Genomic DNA, 18726 nt, shown 5'->3' with positions numbered 1-18726 from the left:
TAGGGGCGCGCCGGTGTCGAGAGGCTGGGGGGGTCCCCCCTCTGGGGGAGCGCGGAGGCGCGCAGCGCCGAGCACGGTGGGCCTCTCGACACCGGCACCCAGCGCCCCGAAGGCGACCGAACCAAAAGAGGTGCGCGCGACGGCGCCTACCAAACACCGGCCCACCTACGCGCCGCCTACCAAACACCGGCCAGCCGCCCCGCAGGCAACCAAGCCACACCGGATAAGGCAGTCTTGTTCCGTGCCCGAACCCGAAACCACCAAACCCGCAGGCCCCCTCCCCCGCGCCCACTCGCACCCGGCGACCCTCAAGCGGCTGGAGCAGTCGTCCGGGAGTCTCGCCGCCCAGGCCATCGCGCGCATGGACGAGTCGCTGCCGTGGTACCGGGCGATGCCACCGGAGAACCGTTCCTGGATCGGGCTGGTCGCGCAGGCCGGTATCGCCGCGTTCACCGAGTGGTTCCGGCATCCCGACGCCCCGCAGGCCATCTCCACCGACGTCTTCGGTACGGCGCCCCGCGAGCTGACCCGGGCCATCACGCTCCGCCAGACCGTGGAGATGGTGCGTACGACGATCGAGGTCATGGAGTCGGCCATCGACGAGGTGGCGGCACCGGGCGACGAATCCATCCTCCGCGAGGCGTTGCTCGTGTACGCCCGGGAGATCGCCTTCGCGACCGCGCAGGTGTACGCGCAGGCCGCCGAGGCGCGCGGTGCGTGGGACGCGCGGCTGGAGTCGCTGGTCGTGAACGCGGTGCTGAGTGGCGAGGCCGACGAAGGAGCCGTCTCCCGGGCCGCCGCGCTCGGGTGGAACTCGCCCGAGCACGTGTGCGTGGTCCTGGGCACCGCGCCCGACGGCGACAGCGAACTCACCGTCGAGGCGATCCGCCGCGCCGCCCGGCACGCCAAGCTCCAGGTGCTGACCGGAGTGCTCGGAGACCGGCTGGTCGTCATCGCGGGCGGCAGCGACAACCCCCTCGCGGTCGCCAAGTCCCTGATCGGCCCGTATGCGGCCGGACCGGTCGTCGCCGGCCCCGTCGTGCCCGATCTCCTCGCCGCGACCCGGTCCGCGCAGGCCGCCGCGGCCGGGCTCAAGGCCTGCTCCGCCTGGCAGGACGCACCGCGTCCGGTACTGGCGGACGACCTGCTTCCGGAACGCGCGATGGCCGGTGACCCCAGTGCGCGCGACCAGTTGGTGGAGGAGATCTACAGACCACTGGAGGAGGCCGGGTCCGCGCTCCTGGAGACGCTCAGCGTCTATCTGGAGCAGGCGAGTAGTCTCGAAGGTGCGGCGCGCATGCTGTTCGTCCATCCCAACACCGTGCGCTACCGGCTTCGACGTGTGACTGACGTCACCGGCTGGTCGCCGTCCGATGTACGTTCCGCGTTCACGCTGCGGATCGCGCTGATCCTGGGGCGTCTGGCCGATGGAGATCTCCAGACCTAGGTTTTTGTCGGGGCCCCACAAAACCCCCTCGTGTTCTTCGTCCCTGTCCCCACGGGCGGCCGTGCCCGTCCCCAAGAGAGAGTGTGAGAGTGCTCGTACTCGTCGCTCCCGGCCAGGGCGCCCAGACGCCCGGCTTCCTGACCCCCTGGCTCGACCTCCCCGGTGTCGAGGACCGTCTGCGTGCCCTCTCGGCCGCCATCGGTCTCGATCTGGTGCACTACGGCACGAAGGCCGACGCGGACGAGATCCGCGACACCGCCGTCGCCCAGCCGCTGCTGGTCGCCGCCGGGCTGGTCTCCGCGACCGCGCTCGGCGAGGTGTCCCCGGGTGCCGTCGCCGGTCACAGCGTCGGCGAGATCACCGCCGCCGTCCTCGCCGGTGTCCTCGACGACACGGACGCCCTGACCCTCGTACGCAAGCGTGGTCTGGCGATGGCCGAGGCCGCCGCGATCACCGCGACCGGGATGGCCGCGCTGCTCGGCGGGGACCACGACACGACCGTCGCGCACCTGGAGAAGCTGGGCCTGACCCCGGCCAATGTGAACGGCGCGGGCCAGATCGTGGCCGCCGGCACGCTGGAGCAGATCGCCGCCCTGGAGGCCGACAAGCCCGAGGGCGTGCGCCGGGTCGTGCCGCTGAAGGTGGCCGGCGCGTTCCACACCGAGCACATGGCCCCTGCGGTCGACGCGCTCGCCGAGGCCGCGCGTGAACTGACGCCCGCCGACCCGAAGTTGACGTACATCTCGAACAAGGACGGCAAGGCGGTCGCCACCGGCACCGAGGTGCTTGACCGTCTCGTCGGACAGGTCGCCAACCCGGTCCGCTGGGATCTGTGCATGGAGACCTTCAAGGAGCTGGGCGTCACCGCGCTCCTGGAGGTGTGCCCCGGCGGCACCCTGACCGGCCTCGCCAAGCGCGCCCTGCCCGGCGTGAGGACGCTGGCCCTGAAGACCCCTGACGACCTCGACGCGGCCCGCGAGCTCATCGCCGCTGCGCCCGATTCTGCTGCTGACGCAGCGGGCGCCAACGCCTGAAGAAGGAGCCGTAGGAAATGTCGACGAAGATCAAGCCGAGCAAGGGCGCACCGTACGCGCGCATTCTCGGCGTGGGCGGCTACCGTCCGGTCCGGGTCGTCCCGAACGAGGTGATCCTGGAGACGATCGACTCCTCCGACGAGTGGATCCGCTCGCGTTCCGGTATCGAGACCCGGCACTGGGCGAACGACGAGGAGACCGTCGCCGCGATGTCCGTCGAGGCGTCCGGCAAGGCGATCGCCGACGCGGGGATCACCGCCGAGCAGATCGGCGGCGTGATCGTGTCGACGGTCTCGCACTTCAAGCAGACCCCGGCCGTGGCGACGGAGATCGCCGACAAGCTGGGCACGAACAAGGCCGCCGCGTTCGACATCTCGGCGGGCTGCGCGGGCTTCGGCTACGGCCTCACCCTCGCCAAGGGCATGGTCGTCGAGGGCAGCGCGGAGTACGTCCTCGTCATCGGCGTGGAGCGGCTGTCCGACCTGACCGACCTGGAGGACCGTGCGACGGCCTTCCTGTTCGGCGACGGGGCGGGCGCGGTCGTGGTGGGCCCCTCCAAGGAGCCCGCGATCGGCCCGACCGTGTGGGGTTCGGAGGGCGACAAGTCCGACACCATCAAGCAGACCGTGCCGTGGAACGAGTACGACTCCACGGGCAAGTTCCCTGCGATCACGCAGGAGGGCCAGGCGGTGTTCCGCTGGGCCGTGTTCGAGATGGCGAAGGTCGCCCAGCAGGCGCTGGACGCGGCCGGGATCACCCCGGACGACCTGGATGTCTTCATTCCCCACCAGGCCAACGAGCGGATCATCGACTCGATGGTGAAGACGCTGAAACTGCCGGAGCACGTCACGGTCGCCCGTGACGTACGCACCACCGGCAACACCTCGGCCGCCTCGATTCCGCTCGCTATGGAGCGGCTTCTGGCGACCGGCGAGGCGAAGAGCGGCGACACCGCGCTCGTCATCGGCTTCGGGGCGGGTCTCGTGTACGCCGCGACGGTCGTTACCCTCCCCTAGGCACTCCGTGCCGGATCATCATCGGATCCGGCTTCGGAAAGCACCGCCACACCCTCTGGATCACAAAGAAGGAGCGCCTGACATGGCCGCCACTCAGGAAGAGATCGTCGCCGGTCTCGCCGACATCGTGAACGAGATCGCCGGCATCCCGGTTGAGGACGTCCAGCTGGACAAGTCCTTCACCGACGACCTGGACGTCGACTCGCTGTCCATGGTCGAGGTCGTCGTCGCCGCCGAAGAGCGCTTCGACGTCAAGATCCCCGACGAGGACGTCAAGAACCTCAAGACTGTCGGCGACGCGACCGACTACATCCTCAAGAACCAGGGCTGAGCCACCCCTTAGGCCCGGACCACCAGGCCCGAGCCACCCCCTAGGCCCAGCTGCATGGCCCCGCCACCCGGCGGTGGCGCCGCTTAATCCTCGTACCGTTGGAGAAAGAATTCCCGTGAGCCCGACCAATCGCACCGTGGTCGTCACCGGTATCGGCGCAACCACACCGCTGGGTGGCGACGCAGCCTCGACCTGGGAAGGTCTGATCGCCGGCAAGTCCGGCGTGAAGGCCCTGGAGCAGGAGTGGGCCGCCGAGCAGGCGGTCCGTATCGCCGCGCCGGCCGCCGTGGACCCCTCCGAGGTGATCCCGCGTCCGCAGGCCCGCCGCCTGGACCGCTCGGCGCAGTTCGCGCTGATCGCGGCCAAGGAGGCGTGGGCCGACGCCGGCTTCACCGACAAGGCCGGCGAGGATCCCGCCGTCGACCCCGACCGCCTGGGCACCGTCATCGCCTCCGGCATCGGCGGTGTGACGACCCTCCTCGACCAGTACGACGTGCTCAAGGAGAAGGGCGTCCGCCGCGTCTCCCCGCACACCGTCCCCATGCTGATGCCGAACGGCCCGTCCGCCAACGTGGGTCTGCTCGTGGGCGCCCGCGCGGGCGTGCACACGCCGGTCTCCGCGTGCGCGTCCGGCGCCGAGGCCATCGGCTACGCCATCGAGATGATCCGCACCGGCCGCGCCGACGTCGTCGTCGCGGGTGGCACGGAGGCGGCCATCCACCCGCTGCCCATCGCCGCGTTCGGCAACATGATGGCGATGTCCAAGAACAACGACGACCCGCAGGGCGCCTCGCGTCCCTACGACACCGCCCGCGACGGCTTCGTCCTCGGCGAGGGCGCCGGTGTCCTGGTCCTGGAGTCCGCCGAGCACGCGGCACAGCGCGGTGCCCGGGTGTACGCGGAGGCGGTCGGGCAGGGCATCTCCGCCGACGGCCACGACATCGTGCAGCCGGAGCCGGAGGGCCGTGGTATCTCGCAGGCCCTGAAGCACCTGCTCGACAACACCGACCTGGACCCGGCGGAGATCGTGCACGTGAACGCGCACGCGACCTCGACGCCGGCCGGTGACGTGGCCGAACTGAAGGCGCTGCGCAAGGTGTTCGGCGACGACGCCGACCACATGGCGGTCTCGGCGACCAAGTCGATGACCGGTCACCTGCTGGGTGGCGCGGGCGGTGTGGAGTCGGTCGCGACCGTCCTCGCGCTCTACAACCGCATCGCCCCGCCGACCATCAACGTCGACAACCTCGACCCGGAGGCGGAGGCCAACGCGGATGTCGTCCGCGGGGAGGCCCGCAAGCTGCCGGTCGAGGGGCGTATCGCCGCGCTGAACGACTCGTTCGGGTTCGGTGGGCACAACGTGGTGCTGGCGTTCCGTACGGTCTGAGAACTTCCTGTACGACGCCGAGGGCCCCCACCAACCGGTGGGGGCCCTCGGCGTGTACGGAACGAAACGTCAGACCACCTGGTGCAGCCAACGCACCGGCGCACCCTCGCCCGCGTACCTGAACGGCTCCAACTCGTCGTCCCAGGGCTTGCCGAGCAGCTTGGCGATGTCCGCTTCCAGGTTGGTCTCGCCCTGTTGGGAGCGGGTCAGGGCCGCGCGCAGGCGGTCCTCCGGGATGAGGATGTCGCCGTGGATGCCGGTGACGGCGTGGAAGATGCCGAGGTCGGGGGTGCAGCTGTAGCGCTCGCCCTCGGCGGTGGGGCAGGGCTCGGCGGTGACCTCGAAGCGGAGGAGGTGCCAACCGCGCAGCGCGGACGCCAGCTTGGACGCCGTGCCCGCCTCCGCCTGCCAGGAGAATTCGGAGCGCCAGGTTCCGGGCGCGGCGGGCTGTCGGATCCAGTCGAGGCTGACGCGTGTGCCGAGCACCCCGGCGACGGCCCACTCGACGTGCGGGCACAGCGCGCGCGGCGCGGAGTGCACGTACAGAACTCCACGTGTCGTCACCGGGACCTCCGGACAGAGCGGGGCATCTTGCTGACTGGCAAACGGCGGTGGCGGGGCAGCCACGTTGAGGGCGAGGCTACCGTGCGGCGGCGCGCGGAGTGTGACGTACCGTCCCTCCAGGTGCCAGGAAACCCCGCCATTCACCCAGGGGGACGCTTGTACGGGGGTGAGCCGTTGCATCGGGCGGCGACGGGAACCATGGCGCGTTGTTATGGGTTGAGACCGTTATGGAGGGGATGGGTCTCAACATGCGCATGCGACGTCGTCGTTCACGGGCCGCGCTCGCCCTCATGACAGCTGCCGTACTGGGCGCGGCCGGCTGCGACTCGGGCGGAGGCGCGTCCTCCGGCACCCACAGCAAGAGCGGTACGGCGGCCAAGGCGAAGCCCTCCCCCACCCCGCTCTGGGACCGCAGCCCGTCCTCGGTCGCCGCGGTCGGCGACTCCATCACCCGTGGTTTCGACGCCTGTACGGTCCTGTCGGACTGCCCCGAGGTGTCCTGGGCGACGGGCACCGAAGCCTCGGTCGACAGTCTGGCCGTACGGCTGCTGGGCAAGACCGGGGCGGCCGAGCGGAGTTGGAACTACGCGGAGACCGGCGCGCGGATGGCCGACCTGTCCGCCCAGATCACCCAGGCGGTCGCCCGCAAGCCGCAGTTGGTCACGGTGATGGTCGGGGCCAACGACGCCTGCCGCGCCTCGACCTCGGCGATGACCTCGGTCGCCGACTTCCGCACCGAGTTCGAGGACTCCCTCAAGTCCCTGCGCCGGGCGCTGCCGAAGACGCAGGTCTACGTCGCGAGCGTGCCGAATCTCAAGCGGCTCTGGTCGGAGGGTCGGACCAACCCGCTGGGCAAGGCGGTGTGGAAGCTCGGCATCTGCCCCTCGATGCTGGCCGACGCGGACGCCCTGGACTCGGCGGCGACCGAGCGGCGCGACACGGTGCAGGACCGGGTGGAGGCGTACAACAAGGTCCTGGAGCAGGTGTGCGCGACGGACGACCGCTGCCGCTTCGACGACAACGCGGTCTACGACTACCGCTTCGGCACGGACCAGTTGAGCCACTGGGACTGGTTCCATCCGAGCAAGGACGGCCAGGCACAGCTCGCCGCGATGGCCTACCGGCGGATCACCGCGGCCGAACCCGTGACCTAGGGTTTCCCTCATGAGCGAACTTTTCGGCACCCTTCCCGACGGCACTCCCGTGCACCGCTGGACCCTGGAGCGGGCGGGCGTACGGGTGCGGGTGCTGTCGTACGGCGGGATCGTGCAGTCGGTGGAGGTGCCGGACCGGGCGGGGCACACGGCGGACGTGGTGCTGGGGTTCGCGGACCTGGACGGCTACCTCGCCCACCCTGAGCCGTATCTCGGCGCGCTGGTCGGCCGGTACGCGAACCGGATCGCGGGCGGCCGTTTCCCGCTGGACGGCGTGACCTACTCCCTCGCGCAGAACAACGCGCCCAACTCCCTGCACGGCGGCGAGCGCGGTTTCGACAAGCGGGTGTGGGACGTCGAGCCGGTCGAGCACGGGCTGCGGCTGAGCCGGGTCAGCGGGCGCGGCGAGGAGGGCTTCCCCGGCCGCCTGGACGTCTCGGCGACCTACACACTCGACGCGTCGGGCGCGCTGCGCATCGCCTACGAGGCGACGACGGACGCGCCGACCGTCGTGAACCTCACGAACCACAGCTACTTCGACCTGAGCGGCGCCGGCAGCCCGGCCGGGCACGAACTGCGGCTCGCCGCCTCGCGGTTCACCCCCGTCGACGCCGACCTGATCCCGACCGGCCCGCTCGACGACGTCACCGGCACCCGCTTCGACTTCCGCGAGTCGCGCAAGGTCGGCACGGGCTACGACCACAACTTCGCGCTCGACAAAGGCCTGACCCCGGCCCCCGTAGAGATCGCCGAGCTGCACGACCCGGCGTCCGGCCGTGTCCTGACGATCGCGACGACCGAGCCCGGCATCCAGCTCTACACCGGTGACCATCTGAGCGACCCGTTCACCCCGGGCGCCGGAATCGCCCTGGAGACCCAGCACTTCCCGGACTCCCCGAACCGCCCCGAGTACCCGAGCACGGAACTGCGCCCGGGCGGGACCTACCGCTCGGAGACGGTGTACGGCTTCTCGACCCGCTGACCGTGGTGGTGGTGACGCGGGCATGAAATGAGCCCCGGTCCAGGGGTCAGGTCCCGGACCGGGGCTGTCTGTGGGGAGACGAGTCCCGGGTCAGACGTTAATGGTCGTGGCGACCCTGCGGTCCGTGATCGAGCGGCCCGCCTGGATCTCGTACGAACCCTTTACAACTGCCCACCCGTTCGCGGTCTCATCCCAGATCTCGAAAGATCGGCGCGGGAGTTCGACCCGCACCTCGACGCTCTCGCCGGGCCCGGCCTCGACCCCGGCGAATCCGGCCAGCCAGCGGGCCGGGCGCTCGGGATCGGGCTCGGCCGGGGCCAGATAGACCTGGACGACCTCCCGCCCGTACCGGGCACCGGAGTTGGTGACCCGGACGGTGACGGACGAACCGTCGGCCTTGATGTCGTCGTAGGTCCAGTCGGTGTAGCCGAGGCCGTGCCCGAAGGGGTACGACGGGATGCGGCCCGCCTTCTCCCAGGCCCGATAGCCGATGAACACGCCCTCGGTATAAGGGAGTTCGCCGTTCTCCGGGACCACCTGGCTGACCGGGGCATCGGCCAGCGACCCCCAGGTGGTGGGGAGCCGGCCGCCGGGTTCGTGGGCGCCGGTGAGGACGTCGGCGAGGGCGGCACCGGCCTCCTGGCCGGGGAACCAGCCGAGCAGGACGGCGGCGACCTCCTCGCGCCAGGGCAGTTCGACCGGCGAGCCGGAGTTGACGATCACGACGGTGTTCGGGTTCGCGGCGGCGACGGCGTGCACCAAGTCGTCCTGGCGGCCGGGGAGTTGGAGGTCCGTGCGGTCGTAGCCCTCCGACTCGACCCGCTCGGTGGTGGCGACCACGACGACGGCGGTGTCGGCGGCGCGGGCCGCCGCGACGGCCTCGGCGATCAGTTCGTCGGGGTCGCGCTGCGGTTCCTGATGGGCGAGCGCGAAGCCGACGACCCGGAGGGGGATACCCACTGGACGGGCGACGGTGTACGCCAGGGACACCTCGACGGGCGCGTCGGCGGTGAGTTCGACGAGGGCCCGGGGTTCGGGGGCGCCGAAGAAGGAGATGAACGGGTCGTCCTTGGCCGGGCGTTGGACGTCGTCGTAGTACGTCGTGCCGTCGACGGTGAGGGTGAACGCGCCGATTCCCTTGATGCCGAAGGTGTGTTGTCCGGTGGCGCGCGGGGTGAAGGTGCCGGTGAGTTCGACGGTGTGGAGGGTGTCGTGGGTGACGCCGTCGGGAAGGTCCGAACCCACCCACTTGATCTGCCCGTTGGGCAGGGCGACGGTCGCGAGGACCTGGCCCGCCGCGTCCCGGCAGATCGCGCGCAGCGTGAACCCCTGCTCGGCGACGGCGAGTTCGGTGTTCGGGTCGGCGCCGACGGCGTAGCTCAGGGCGCCCTCGGGGAGGGCGGCGGTGAGACCGTCGAGCGGGGAGACGATCCGGGCCGGGAAGACGGTGGCGGAGCCGCCGCCGAGGACGCGGGCGTCGCGGGCGGCGGCGCCGATGAGCGCGACGGTCGTGTTCGGCTTCAGCGGAAGGGCGTTGTCCTGGTTCCGCACGAGGACGAAGGAGCGACGGGCGATCTCGCGGGCGAGCGCCTCGCCGTCGACGGGGGACGGGAGTCGGGCCTCGGCGACGACGGGTTCGGCGCCGGCCAGGATGCCGACGCGGGCGGCGAGCCGCAGCACGTTCCGTACGGCCGCGTCGACCGTGGCCTCGGCGACCTCGCCGTCACGCACGGCCCGGGCGAGGGCCTCGCCGTAGACGGTCTTCGGGCCGGGCATGGCGACATCGAGACCACCCTCGATCGCACCGACGGTGGAGCGGGCGGCCGTCCAGTCGGAGACGTTGAAGCCGTCGAAGCCCCATTCGCCGCGCAGGATCTCGTTCACCAGTTGGCGGTGTTCGGTCATCGTCGTGCCGTTGACCGTGTTGTAGGCGGTCATGACGCCCCAGGGTCGGGCCTGCTCGACGATGAGCTCGAAGGGCGCCAAGTACAGCTCGCGCAGCGCGCGTTGGGAGATGAGGTTGTCGACCGTGAAGCGGTCGGTCTCGGCGTCGTTGGCGACGAAGTGCTTGACGGTGGTGCCCACGCCACCCGCCTGAACGCCCGCCACATACCCGGAGCCGATCCGCCCGGTGAGGTACGGGTCCTCGCTGTACGCCTCGAAGTGCCGTCCGCCGAGCGGGGACCGGTGCAGGTTGACAGTGGGCGCGAGCAGCACATGGACGCCCTTGCGGCGGGCTTCCTGGGCGAGCAGCACACCGGCGCGGCGGGCGAGTTCGGGGTCCCAGGCGGCGGCGAGGGCGGTGGGTGACGGCAGCGCGACGGAGGGGTCGTCGGCGGTCCAGTGCCGCCCCCGGACGCCGATCGGGCCGTCGGACATCACGAGGGACGCCAGGCCGATCTCCGGGAGCGCGGGCAGCGACCACATGTCCTGACCGGCCAGCAGCCGGGCCTTGGCGTCGAGGTCGAGTGCGCCGAGGGCCGCTTCGACGACTGCTTCACGCGCTTCATGGGTATCCGCCACCGCGGCGCCTCCTCGTTGAGTCCGGGTCCGTCCTGTGCGCTGTGCCCTGCGCCTCCATCGTGCATCGATTACCTGTAGATCGGTAGGTTTCGTAACCTTGCCGTTATATTCACCATCGGCGAATGTCGTACGGTGACGAAATGAACGCCAGGGCCAAGAGTGCGGAACGGCGCGCCGAGATCGTGCGGGCGGCGCTGGAGGTGATCGCCGAGCGCGGCTACCGGGGCGCGAGCCTGGCGGCGGTGGCGGAACGGGTCGGCCTGACCCAGCAGGGCCTGCTGCACTACTTCCCCACGAAGGACGCGCTGCTGGTCGCCGTCCTGGAGGAACGCGACCAGTGGGACGCGGTCCCGGACAGCCGCTGGCGAATCGACCTGCTCGCGTCCCTCGTCGAGTACAACGCGATGCGGCCGGCGATCATCCAGACCTTCTCCGCACTCCTCGGCGAGAGCGTCACGGAGGGGCACCCGGCGCGGGACTACTTCACCGCGCGGTACGCAAGGGTGCGGGCGAGCATGGCGGGGGTACTGCGCGCCGAGTACGGCGACACCCTGCCGAACGGCCTCACCCCCGAGCGCACGGCCCCGCTCCTGGTCGCGGTGATGGACGGCCTGCAGTACCAGTGGCTGCTGGACCCGGAGTCGGTGGACATGCCCGGGGCGTTCCGCGACTTCCTGACCCTGCTGGGCGAGACGTGACCCCGGCCCGGCCCAACTCCCCTACGTCTGCCGCCAGATGACGGCGAGCGTCTTGCTCGCCGCGCACACGAGGGCGAAGACGAGCGCCCAGTCGTAGGCCCCGGCGAGAACCAGCGCGGCGACCCCCGCCCCGAACCACACCACTTCGAACGCGACCCGACCGGCGCCGCGCGTCTTGTACCTGGCCTTGGGTGAACCGCACAGTCCCCACACCACGGCGAGCACAACGGGCGCGCCAAGGCCGAGCAGCCAGGTCAGCGGGGTGGCGAGGTCCCGGGTGAACCCCCAGTAGGCGACGGCGACAAGGGCACCGAGCTCGATGGCGAAGAGGACACCGAGGTTCGCTGCCTTCGCGGTCTTCACTGCCGTCATGAGCGGCAGTATCCCCCGGAACGGATCACTCCGTCCCGGCCACGGCGGCCACGACTTCGACCTCGACCAGCGCCTCGGCCCGGAACAGCCGCGGCACCTCGAAGGTCATGCTGGTGGGCGGGGTCCCGGTGAAGAACTCCCTTCGTACGGCGCCGTATTCGACGAGCCTGCTGATGTCGGTCAGGTAGGTGCGGATGTTGATGACGTCGGCGAGGGTCGCACCGTGTGCTTCGAGGAGGGCGGCGATGGTTTCGAAGACGCCTCGGCTCTGCTCGGCGAGGGTGGCGCCCTCCGCGATCTGGCCGGAGAGGAACAACAGGGCACTCCCGTCGGCCTGTTCGACCCGGGCGACCTGGGAGTAGTAGGGGCTCAGGGGCCGGGGCGCGGAGGCGGGGTTGTCCAGGGTGATACGCATGAGGTCGACGCTAGGTCCGGCCCCACGGTGCGACAAGCGAATGTCTAGCATGGCCGACATGCCCATCCCGCATGGCAGTTCACCGCGCGCCGCCCTTCCCGAGCTCTCCACCGTCTGGCTGCGGGTGTTCCTGGAGGTCGCCCGGCACGGTTCGTTCACGGTGGCCGCGCGGACGCTGGGCTGGACGCAGTCCGCGGTGTCGCGGCAGATAGCCTCGCTCGAATCGGCCCTGGACGGCGCCCAGTTGTTCGACCGGCTGCCGAGGGGTGTGCGGCTCACGGAGGCGGGGCGGGTGCTGGTGCCGTACGCCGAGGCCGTCACCGAGTCGCTGCACGGGGCCGGGCGGGAGCTGGCGGCGCTGCGCGAACTCGCGGGCGGGCGTGTGCGGTTCGGGGCGTTCGCGACGGCCGACGCGGCACTCGTACCCCGCACCCTCGCTGCCTTCCGCGACCGGCACCCGGATGTACGGCTCTCCCGCGAGGAGGGCCTCACGCCACGCCTCCTGGACCGGCTGACGTCCGGGCACCTGGATCTGGCGATCGTCTCCACCACCGGACGAACACCGCTCGACGCCTACGAACTCCACCATCTCCTCGACGAGTCGCTGTACGTCGCGGTGCCGGCCAGTCATCGTCTCGCCGGGCAGGGACCGGTCCTGCTGGCCCAACTCGCCGACTGCGACTGGATATCCGGCAGCCCGCGCCCCGAGAGCACCCTCCTCGACGCGGCCCTGCGACAGGGCTTCCGCCCGCGCATCGCCCACGTCGTCGGCGAGTGGACCGCCAAGCAGGGCTACGTGGCCGCGGGCCTCGGCGTGACCCTGGTACCGGCGCTCGCCGCCGACTCCGTACGACCGGACGTCGTACTGCTGCCGGTCCTGGACGAGGGGACCCCGGCCCGGGCGGTGTACGCGGCGACGGTGCGGGGGCGGTCGCCGTCGGCGGCGACGAAGGCGTTCCTCGGGGTACTGGCCGAAGAGGCGAGAGGGATCGGATCGTCCGCCGCACCCGTGGCGTAGACCACTTCCGTCACGCGATACTGCGGCCGTCCGGCACCGCACCCCACTGCGACGGAAGGCCTCAACCACTTTGAACGTCATACGAGTTCGGACAGGCGTCCTCGGACTGGCCCTGCTGGCCGGTTTCTACGTACCCGGTACCGGCACGGCGGCGGCAGACACCGCGCTCCCGCCGACCGTCGAGGAACAACGGCTCGACAGGACGGTCCCCCAGGAGATCCTCGAACACTCCGGATTCGACACCGTGGCACCGGAGTTCGCCCAGGCCCTCGAAGAGGCGCACAGCTACGCGCAGGCCCGCCGCATCGTCGTACGCGAGGGAACCGCGCTGTGGCAGCGGGCAGTCGACCGGGCGCAGGGGCGAGGACCGGCCGGCGGGGACCTCAGCCGGGACGACGACCGGCCGCTGTACTGGGCGCGGTTGGGCATGACCAGGGAAGTGCGCACCTGGGAACCGGAGTTCGACATCAGCACCGCCCAACGCACCGCACTGCTCAGCCAGTTGGAGCAGACGTCTCGCGGGCAGAGCAGTATCCGGTACCCGGCCCGCGACAAGGGGCTCAAGCGCATCCTCGTCACCGGCTTCGACCCGTTCACACTGGACGCGGACATCAGGATCTCCAACCCGTCCGGGGCCACCGCACTCGCGCTCGACGGCACGGTGATCCAGACGGCGGACGGCCCGGCACGCATCGAGACGGCCATGTTCCCCGTGCGCTGGGCGGACTTCGCCGAAGGAACCGTGGAACGGACGCTGCGGCCGTATCTCCCGAAGGTGGATCTGTTCACGACGGTGAGCCAGGGCCGGGTGGGCCGTTTCGACGTCGAGCGGACCAACGGGGCCTGGCGGGGCGGCTATCCGGACAACGACAACATCTCGCGCACGGAGACCGTCCCGGTCGCCGACCCGGCCTCGCAGCCCCAGTGGACGTCGACGACCCTGCCGTACCAGGCGATCGTGGCCGCGAACACGGGACGTTTCCCCGTCTACGACCACACCGAGGTCACCGAGATCCCGGCGGGCGGGACGACTCCCGTCGTACGGCCGGACGGCCCGACCCCCGGCTCCACGGCCCGCGCCGGTGGCGGCGGCAACTACCTGTCCAACGAGATCGCCTACCGCGCGACCCTGCTGCGGGACCGGCTCGGACTGCACGACTCGCTGCCGGGCGGGCACATCCACACACCGGTGCTGCAGTTCGGAACGGGCAACACGGACCCGGCGACCGGGACGATCACCGATCCCCAGTTCATACAGAACCGGTTGGACATCATCGCGCAGGTCAGGGCGATGGTGACGGCGGCGATGAACGCGTCACTCCCCGACTGACTCGGACGTACCCCCCTCGTCACCCTCCTCCCCCAGCAGGTCCCGCGCCATCATCGTCGCCCCCGCCACCGCACCCGGCATCAGGAAGACGGCGACGAACGGGATCAGGAAGGCGAGGCCGAGGGGGGTGCCGAAGCCCCAGATCAGGAGCCTGCGGGAGCGGAGGAGGGTGAGGCGGGCGCGGAGGTCGACGCCTCGGCGCTGCAGGGCGACGGCCGTCAGTTCCTCGGTGAGGAAGAACCCGGTGACGAAGAACCCGATCACCGGAACGACGGTCTGCCCGACGAACGGCAGGAACCCCAGCGCGAAGAGCAGCACACCCCACACCAGCGCACGCGCCAGCACACGGAGGCTGTCGCGGGCCGAGACCCACAGTTCGCGCCAGAGCGGGAGACCGGACTCGGGGGCCGTGCCGTCGGGTGAGACGTCCCGGTCGACCTTCTCGGAGAGGGTCTCGTAGAAGGGCTGTCCTATCAGCAGGGTGACCGCCGTGAAGGTCAACACCGAGAGCAGCAGGGCCAGTACGAACAGGACCACCGTGAGAAATCCCCGGAACAGCCCCTGCCACGGGCTCGACCAGTCGTCCGCGAAGGGCGTGGCCCAGCCGACGAAGTCGTCACCCCACACCGCGAGCGCGACAAGCACGGCGACATAGAGAACCAGCGTGATCAGCCCGGGAACCAGCCCGAACCCATACTGCCGCCCGTGCCGGGCCACCCAGCGCTGGCCCTTCAGGAGATAGCCGAACCCCGCCCCAAGATCACGCATGGGGAGAACCTTACTCAGCGTCGGCACCGACCACGGGACCTAGACCGCCGACACCGCCACCACGACCCCTTGATCCGCCGCAGGCGATACGGCCGCGGTCACCCGTACCGCGGTGGCCCGAGCCACCCGCCCCGCACGGAAGGCCGCGGCCAGCAGAACCGGCTGGACCCTCTCCAAGGCGGCGACGAACAGCTCCTCCCCCGCGACCAGCACCGGCCCGGCCGCCTTGGTCGTGGCCGCCGCGGTCTCCGTCAGGTCGGCGAGGGGCGGGAGGGCAGCCCGGAGGACCTTCGTGCCGGCGGTCGCGGCCCGTTGCGCGAGGGCCACCTGCGGAGGCAGCAGCGGAGCGAGCGCGGCCGTCAACGCCTCGGCGATGCGCCGGAGTTCGGGGGATGAGTCGGCGAGAGCGTCGGCGCCCGCGCGAAGCAGCGGAGTGAGGGCGAGCAGAACGCCGGCCGCCACGCCCGCCGCCGCGGGCAGCAAAGGCGAGGCCGCTTCAACCAGATCTCCCAGCGCGGCGGCGAACTCCTCAACCGCCGGTTCCACCGCATCGAGAACCGGCAACAAACTGTCCCCGAGCACCCCCAACAACACCTGCGCCGGCTGACTCACAGGGTGCACGGCCAGCGGCGCACCGGTCGTACCGAGCCGCGTCAGGGTGTCGACGATGCGATAGAAGGCCTCCTGGGCCTGCGGCGAAGCACTGGCCTCGGCCAGCTCGGCAGTGGTCTCCCGCAGCACCCGCAGCGCCTCGGCACCCGAACCGTCCCGTGGATCAAGGGTGTTGATGGCGATCCTGGTGATGTTCCCGGCGGTGTCCAGGAGTTGCCCGGTGATGTCGCCGGTGCTGCGCGCCATGCGCAGCACATCGTCCCGGCTGGGAAGCGAAGGAATAGTAGCCATGGGAACCCCTCTCCACGCGCCCGCACCCCGGCACCTGCACTCATCCTGCCCACTCCCCACCCCCCTGAATGCGACATCCGGGCATCGACGACACCAACACCTTCCCCGCGCCTTCCCTCGCCCATTGAGTCGAACGGGTGCCGCTCGCCGTACCGATCTCTGGAACCAGGAGGAGGTCCGAGGGGGAACTCCCGCAGGTCGGACAGGCGTTGTTCACCATGGCACACGCGAGCAGCGGATCAGTTGAGGAGAGCGGATGACCCAGGAGATCCACGGCACCGTAGCCGACGGCTTCGAAACGGTCCGGGAGGAGTTCGCCGCGTTCGTGTCGACGGAACGCGCGGACTACGAAGGCCAGTTGTGCGCATTCGTACACGGCCGACAGGTCGTCGACCTCTGGGCGGGGCCCGGCACGGAGGGCGACTCCCTCTACGGCGTGTTCTCGTCCACCAAGGGCGCGGCCCACCTCGTGGTGGCCCTGCTGGTCCAGGACGGCACCCTGGAACTTGACCGCAAAGTCACCTACTACTGGCCGGAGTTCGCATCGGAGGGCAAAGGCGCGCTGACTCTACGCGAGTTGCTCGCGCACCGGGCGGGCCTGGTCGGCACGGACACCGGCTTCACCCTCGCCGAACTCGCCGACGACCGCGCGGTGGCCGAACGCCTCGCCGACCAGCGCCCGTTCTGGCGCCCCGGCACGACCTTCGGCTATCACGCCCTGGTCATAGGCGCCCTGACCGGCGAGATCGTGAGACGAGCGACAGGCCGCCCCCTCCAGGACGTGCACGAGGAAAGAGTCCGCGCCCCCTACGCCCTGGACTTCTACCTGGGCCTCCCCGCCCCCCAGGAGCCCCGCTTCCGCACCACCCAACCACCGCTGCCCTCCTCCAGCGAACCGGCCCTGGCCGCTGCGCAACCGGATGACCGCCGCAGCCTCACCGGCATCGCCTTCAACGAACACGCGGCCGAGCCCACGGAATTGGCGTCGCTCCCCAACGAAAGAGTGATCCGCGCCAAGGGCCCCGCATCGGTGGGCGGGGTGGCCTCGGCACGCGGCCTGGCCGCCCTCTACGCGGCAACGATCAGCGAGGTCGAGGGCCGGGCCCCGCTCCTGAAGCAGGACACGGTCGCGGAGTTCGGCCAGCTCCACTCCGTCGGCCACGACATGATCACCGGCACGCACCGGGCGTACGGCCTCGGCTTCCAGGCGACGGCGGGCACCTGGTACCCGTTCCTGAGCGCCGGCACGATCGGCCACAGCGGCGCCGGCGGCTCCCAGGCCTTCGCCGACCCCCGCACCGGCCTGACCTACGGCTACACCCGCCGCCGCTTCGCCCTCCCCGGCGGCCCCGCCCCAGAAAACCTACGGTTCGTACAAGCCGCCCACCAAGCAGCACTGGCCAACTAAGGCCAACGGCGCAAGCCCTCACCAACGGTGAGGGCCCACCCACTTCCACTGTCCCCACGCGCCGGCCGAGAGGGAGCCGTAGGGGCGCGCCGGTGTCGAGAGGCTGGGGGTCCCCCCCCTCTGGGGGAGCGCGGAGGCGCGCAGCGCCGAGCACGGTGGGCCTCTCGGCACCGGCACCCAGCGCCCCGAAGGCGACCGAACCAAAAGAGGTGCGAACGGCGCCTTTTCAACACCGGCCCAGCTGCGCGATGCCCACCCAACACCGCCCACTCAAAGCTTGACGATCATCTTCCCCGTGTTGTCCCCCCGCAGCTGCCCCAGGAACGCCTCAAGGTTGTTCTCGATCCCCTCGACGACGGTCTCCCGGTACTTCAGCTCCCCGGAGGCAACCCACCCCCCGACCTCCCGGACGAACTCCGGCTGCAGGTCGTAGTGGTCGCCGACGAGGAACCCCTCGATACGCCCCCGGGTCTGAATGAGCCGCCCGAGGTTCTTCGGACCGGGAGCGGGCTCGGTGCTGTTGTACACGGAGATCATCCCGCAAATGGCAATGCGCCCACGCTCATTCAACGAACCGATCGCGGCCTCAAGATGCTCACCCCCGACATTGTCGAAGTACACATCGACACCACCCGGAGCAGCCTCCCGCAGCTGCTGACTCACGGGCCCGTTCTTGTAGTTGAAGGCAGCATCGAACCCGTACTCCTCCACCAGCAGCTTGACCTTCTCGTCGGACCCGGCGGATCCGACAACCCGAGACGCCCCCTTGAGCTTGGCGATCTGCCCGACCTGACTGCCTACGGCACCGGCCGCACCGGAGACGAACACCGAGTCGCCCTCCTTGAAGGAGGCGGTGCGCAGCAGCCCGGCGTAGGCGGTGAGGCCGGTCATGCCGAGGACGCCGAGGTAGGTGGAGAGCGGGGCGAGGTCGGGGTCGACCTTGACGGCGCCCTTGGTGTCGATGGTCGCGTACTCGCGCCACCCGCCGAAGTGCAGCACGTGGTCGCCGACGGCGAACCCCTCGGCGTTGGACTCGACGACCTCGCCGACCGCGCCGCCCTGCATGACCTTGCCGAGCTCGAACGGGGCGACGTACGACTTGGCGGCGCTCATCCGGCCGCGCATGTACGGGTCGACGGAGAGGTACTTGTTCCGCACCAGCACCTGGCCCTCACCCGGGGTCCGGGTCTCGGTCTCCACCAGGGCGAAGTCCTCGGGCTTCGGCCAGCCGACCGGTCGGCTGAGCAGGTGCCATTCGCGGTTGATCATCACAAGCGCCTTTCCTCGTGCAAGGTGTGCACACGGTCCAAATGCTTCAGTACCTGAAACAACAATGCTCCTGAATATTTCATGATGTCAAGTAACGGGGTACGCTC

18 protein-coding genes are annotated in these 18726 nt (G+C 70.5%); 11 read left to right on the top strand and 7 right to left on the bottom strand.

The window, feature by feature from the left end; translation table 11 throughout:
- Window positions 1-241: 241 nt before the first annotated feature.
- The 5 genes from fasR (at window position 242) to fabF (ending at window position 5215) form a co-directional block, all read left to right on the top strand.
- Entirely contained in the window at window positions 242-1447 is a 1206-nt protein-coding gene (gene fasR, locus ACIBJH_RS11630) for a fatty acid biosynthesis transcriptional regulator FasR (RefSeq protein ID WP_399116652.1), read from the top strand.
- Window positions 1448-1536: 89 nt separating this feature from the next.
- Entirely contained in the window at window positions 1537-2481 is a 945-nt protein-coding gene (locus ACIBJH_RS11625) for an ACP S-malonyltransferase (RefSeq protein ID WP_399116651.1), read from the top strand.
- Between the two features lie 17 nt (window positions 2482-2498).
- Window positions 2499-3497, top strand: a complete 999-nt coding sequence (locus ACIBJH_RS11620) for a ketoacyl-ACP synthase III (RefSeq protein ID WP_200715294.1) — start codon at window positions 2499-2501, stop codon at window positions 3495-3497.
- Between the two features lie 82 nt (window positions 3498-3579).
- Window positions 3580-3828, top strand: coding sequence for an acyl carrier protein (locus tag ACIBJH_RS11615; protein WP_019067091.1), 249 nt, complete (start codon window positions 3580-3582; stop codon window positions 3826-3828).
- Between the two features lie 115 nt (window positions 3829-3943).
- Entirely contained in the window at window positions 3944-5215 is a 1272-nt protein-coding gene (gene fabF, locus ACIBJH_RS11610) for a beta-ketoacyl-ACP synthase II (protein WP_399116650.1), read from the top strand.
- A gap of 69 nt (window positions 5216-5284) precedes the next feature.
- Here fabF and ACIBJH_RS11605 read toward each other — a convergent pair whose 3' ends face one another.
- Window positions 5285-5779: a DUF3145 domain-containing protein gene (locus tag ACIBJH_RS11605; RefSeq protein ID WP_026178291.1), complete on the bottom strand. Its 495-nt coding sequence runs from the start codon at window positions 5777-5779 to the stop codon at window positions 5285-5287.
- 248 nt (window positions 5780-6027) lie between these two features.
- Between ACIBJH_RS11605 and ACIBJH_RS11600 the strand changes: the two genes are divergently transcribed.
- Together ACIBJH_RS11600 and ACIBJH_RS11595 are read left to right on the top strand one after the other, a co-directional pair.
- Window positions 6028-6933 (top strand): SGNH/GDSL hydrolase family protein, encoded by a 906-nt coding sequence (locus tag ACIBJH_RS11600; protein ID WP_399116649.1) that lies wholly within the window; start codon window positions 6028-6030, stop codon window positions 6931-6933.
- 10 nt (window positions 6934-6943) lie between these two features.
- Window positions 6944-7915: an aldose epimerase family protein gene (locus ACIBJH_RS11595; RefSeq protein WP_399116647.1), complete on the top strand. Its 972-nt coding sequence runs from the start codon at window positions 6944-6946 to the stop codon at window positions 7913-7915.
- A 90-nt stretch (window positions 7916-8005) separates the two neighbouring features.
- On the opposite strand, the gene ACIBJH_RS11590 is transcribed toward ACIBJH_RS11595, so the two are convergent.
- A complete protein-coding gene (locus ACIBJH_RS11590; protein WP_399116646.1) occupies window positions 8006-10438 on the bottom strand; it encodes a beta-glucosidase in 2433 nt (810 codons plus the stop codon).
- Between the two features lie 122 nt (window positions 10439-10560).
- On the opposite strand from ACIBJH_RS11590, the gene ACIBJH_RS11585 reads away from it, so the two are divergent.
- Window positions 10561-11136 carry a TetR/AcrR family transcriptional regulator gene (locus ACIBJH_RS11585; RefSeq protein WP_399116645.1) on the top strand — a complete coding sequence of 192 codons (576 nt, stop codon included), beginning with the start codon at window positions 10561-10563 and terminating at the stop codon, window positions 11134-11136.
- 21 nt (window positions 11137-11157) lie between these two features.
- Here the strand turns inward: ACIBJH_RS11585 and ACIBJH_RS11580 are convergent, their stop codons facing one another.
- Together ACIBJH_RS11580 and ACIBJH_RS11575 are read right to left on the bottom strand one after the other, a co-directional pair.
- Window positions 11158-11508 carry a YrdB family protein gene (locus ACIBJH_RS11580; protein WP_399116644.1) on the bottom strand — a complete coding sequence of 117 codons (351 nt, stop codon included), beginning with the start codon at window positions 11506-11508 and terminating at the stop codon, window positions 11158-11160.
- 25 nt (window positions 11509-11533) lie between these two features.
- On the bottom strand, window positions 11534-11923 hold the full coding sequence (locus tag ACIBJH_RS11575; protein ID WP_399116643.1) for a RidA family protein: 390 nt from the start codon (window positions 11921-11923) through the stop codon (window positions 11534-11536).
- A gap of 49 nt (window positions 11924-11972) precedes the next feature.
- Here ACIBJH_RS11575 and ACIBJH_RS11570 point away from each other — a divergent pair, with 49 nt between their 5' ends.
- Both ACIBJH_RS11570 and ACIBJH_RS11565 read left to right on the top strand, forming a co-directional pair.
- The gene (locus ACIBJH_RS11570) at window positions 11973-12941 is read left to right on the top strand and encodes a LysR family transcriptional regulator (RefSeq protein ID WP_399116642.1); all 969 of its coding nucleotides are present in this window, start codon (window positions 11973-11975) and stop codon (window positions 12939-12941) included.
- 70 nt (window positions 12942-13011) lie between these two features.
- Window positions 13012-14271 carry a pyroglutamyl peptidase gene (locus tag ACIBJH_RS11565; RefSeq protein ID WP_399116641.1) on the top strand — a complete coding sequence of 420 codons (1260 nt, stop codon included), beginning with the start codon at window positions 13012-13014 and terminating at the stop codon, window positions 14269-14271.
- On the opposite strand, the gene ACIBJH_RS11560 is transcribed toward ACIBJH_RS11565, so the two are convergent.
- Both ACIBJH_RS11560 and ACIBJH_RS11555 read right to left on the bottom strand, forming a co-directional pair.
- Window positions 14257-15039, bottom strand: coding sequence for an EI24 domain-containing protein (locus tag ACIBJH_RS11560; protein WP_399116640.1), 783 nt, complete (start codon window positions 15037-15039; stop codon window positions 14257-14259). The two genes, ACIBJH_RS11565 and ACIBJH_RS11560, sit on opposite strands and share 15 nt — an antisense overlap.
- Window positions 15040-15078: 39 nt before the next feature.
- Window positions 15079-15942, bottom strand: coding sequence for a hypothetical protein (locus ACIBJH_RS11555; protein WP_399116639.1), 864 nt, complete (start codon window positions 15940-15942; stop codon window positions 15079-15081).
- Window positions 15943-16198: 256 nt separating this feature from the next.
- On the opposite strand from ACIBJH_RS11555, the gene ACIBJH_RS11550 reads away from it, so the two are divergent.
- Window positions 16199-17350 carry a serine hydrolase domain-containing protein gene (locus tag ACIBJH_RS11550; protein WP_399116638.1) on the top strand — a complete coding sequence of 384 codons (1152 nt, stop codon included), beginning with the start codon at window positions 16199-16201 and terminating at the stop codon, window positions 17348-17350.
- Window positions 17351-17620: 270 nt separating this feature from the next.
- On the opposite strand, the gene ACIBJH_RS11545 is transcribed toward ACIBJH_RS11550, so the two are convergent.
- Complete coding sequence (locus tag ACIBJH_RS11545; protein ID WP_399116637.1) at window positions 17621-18619, bottom strand: NADP-dependent oxidoreductase; 999 nt, start codon at window positions 18617-18619, stop codon at window positions 17621-17623.
- Between the last annotated feature and the right edge of the window lie 107 nt (window positions 18620-18726).

This window comes from Streptomyces sp. NPDC050548 (genome assembly GCF_044457385.1).
Lineage (GTDB): Bacteria > Actinomycetota > Actinomycetes > Streptomycetales > Streptomycetaceae > Streptomyces.
The sequence above is the reverse complement of the archived record's forward strand: the minus strand, read 5'-3'. Positions and strand labels throughout refer to the sequence as shown.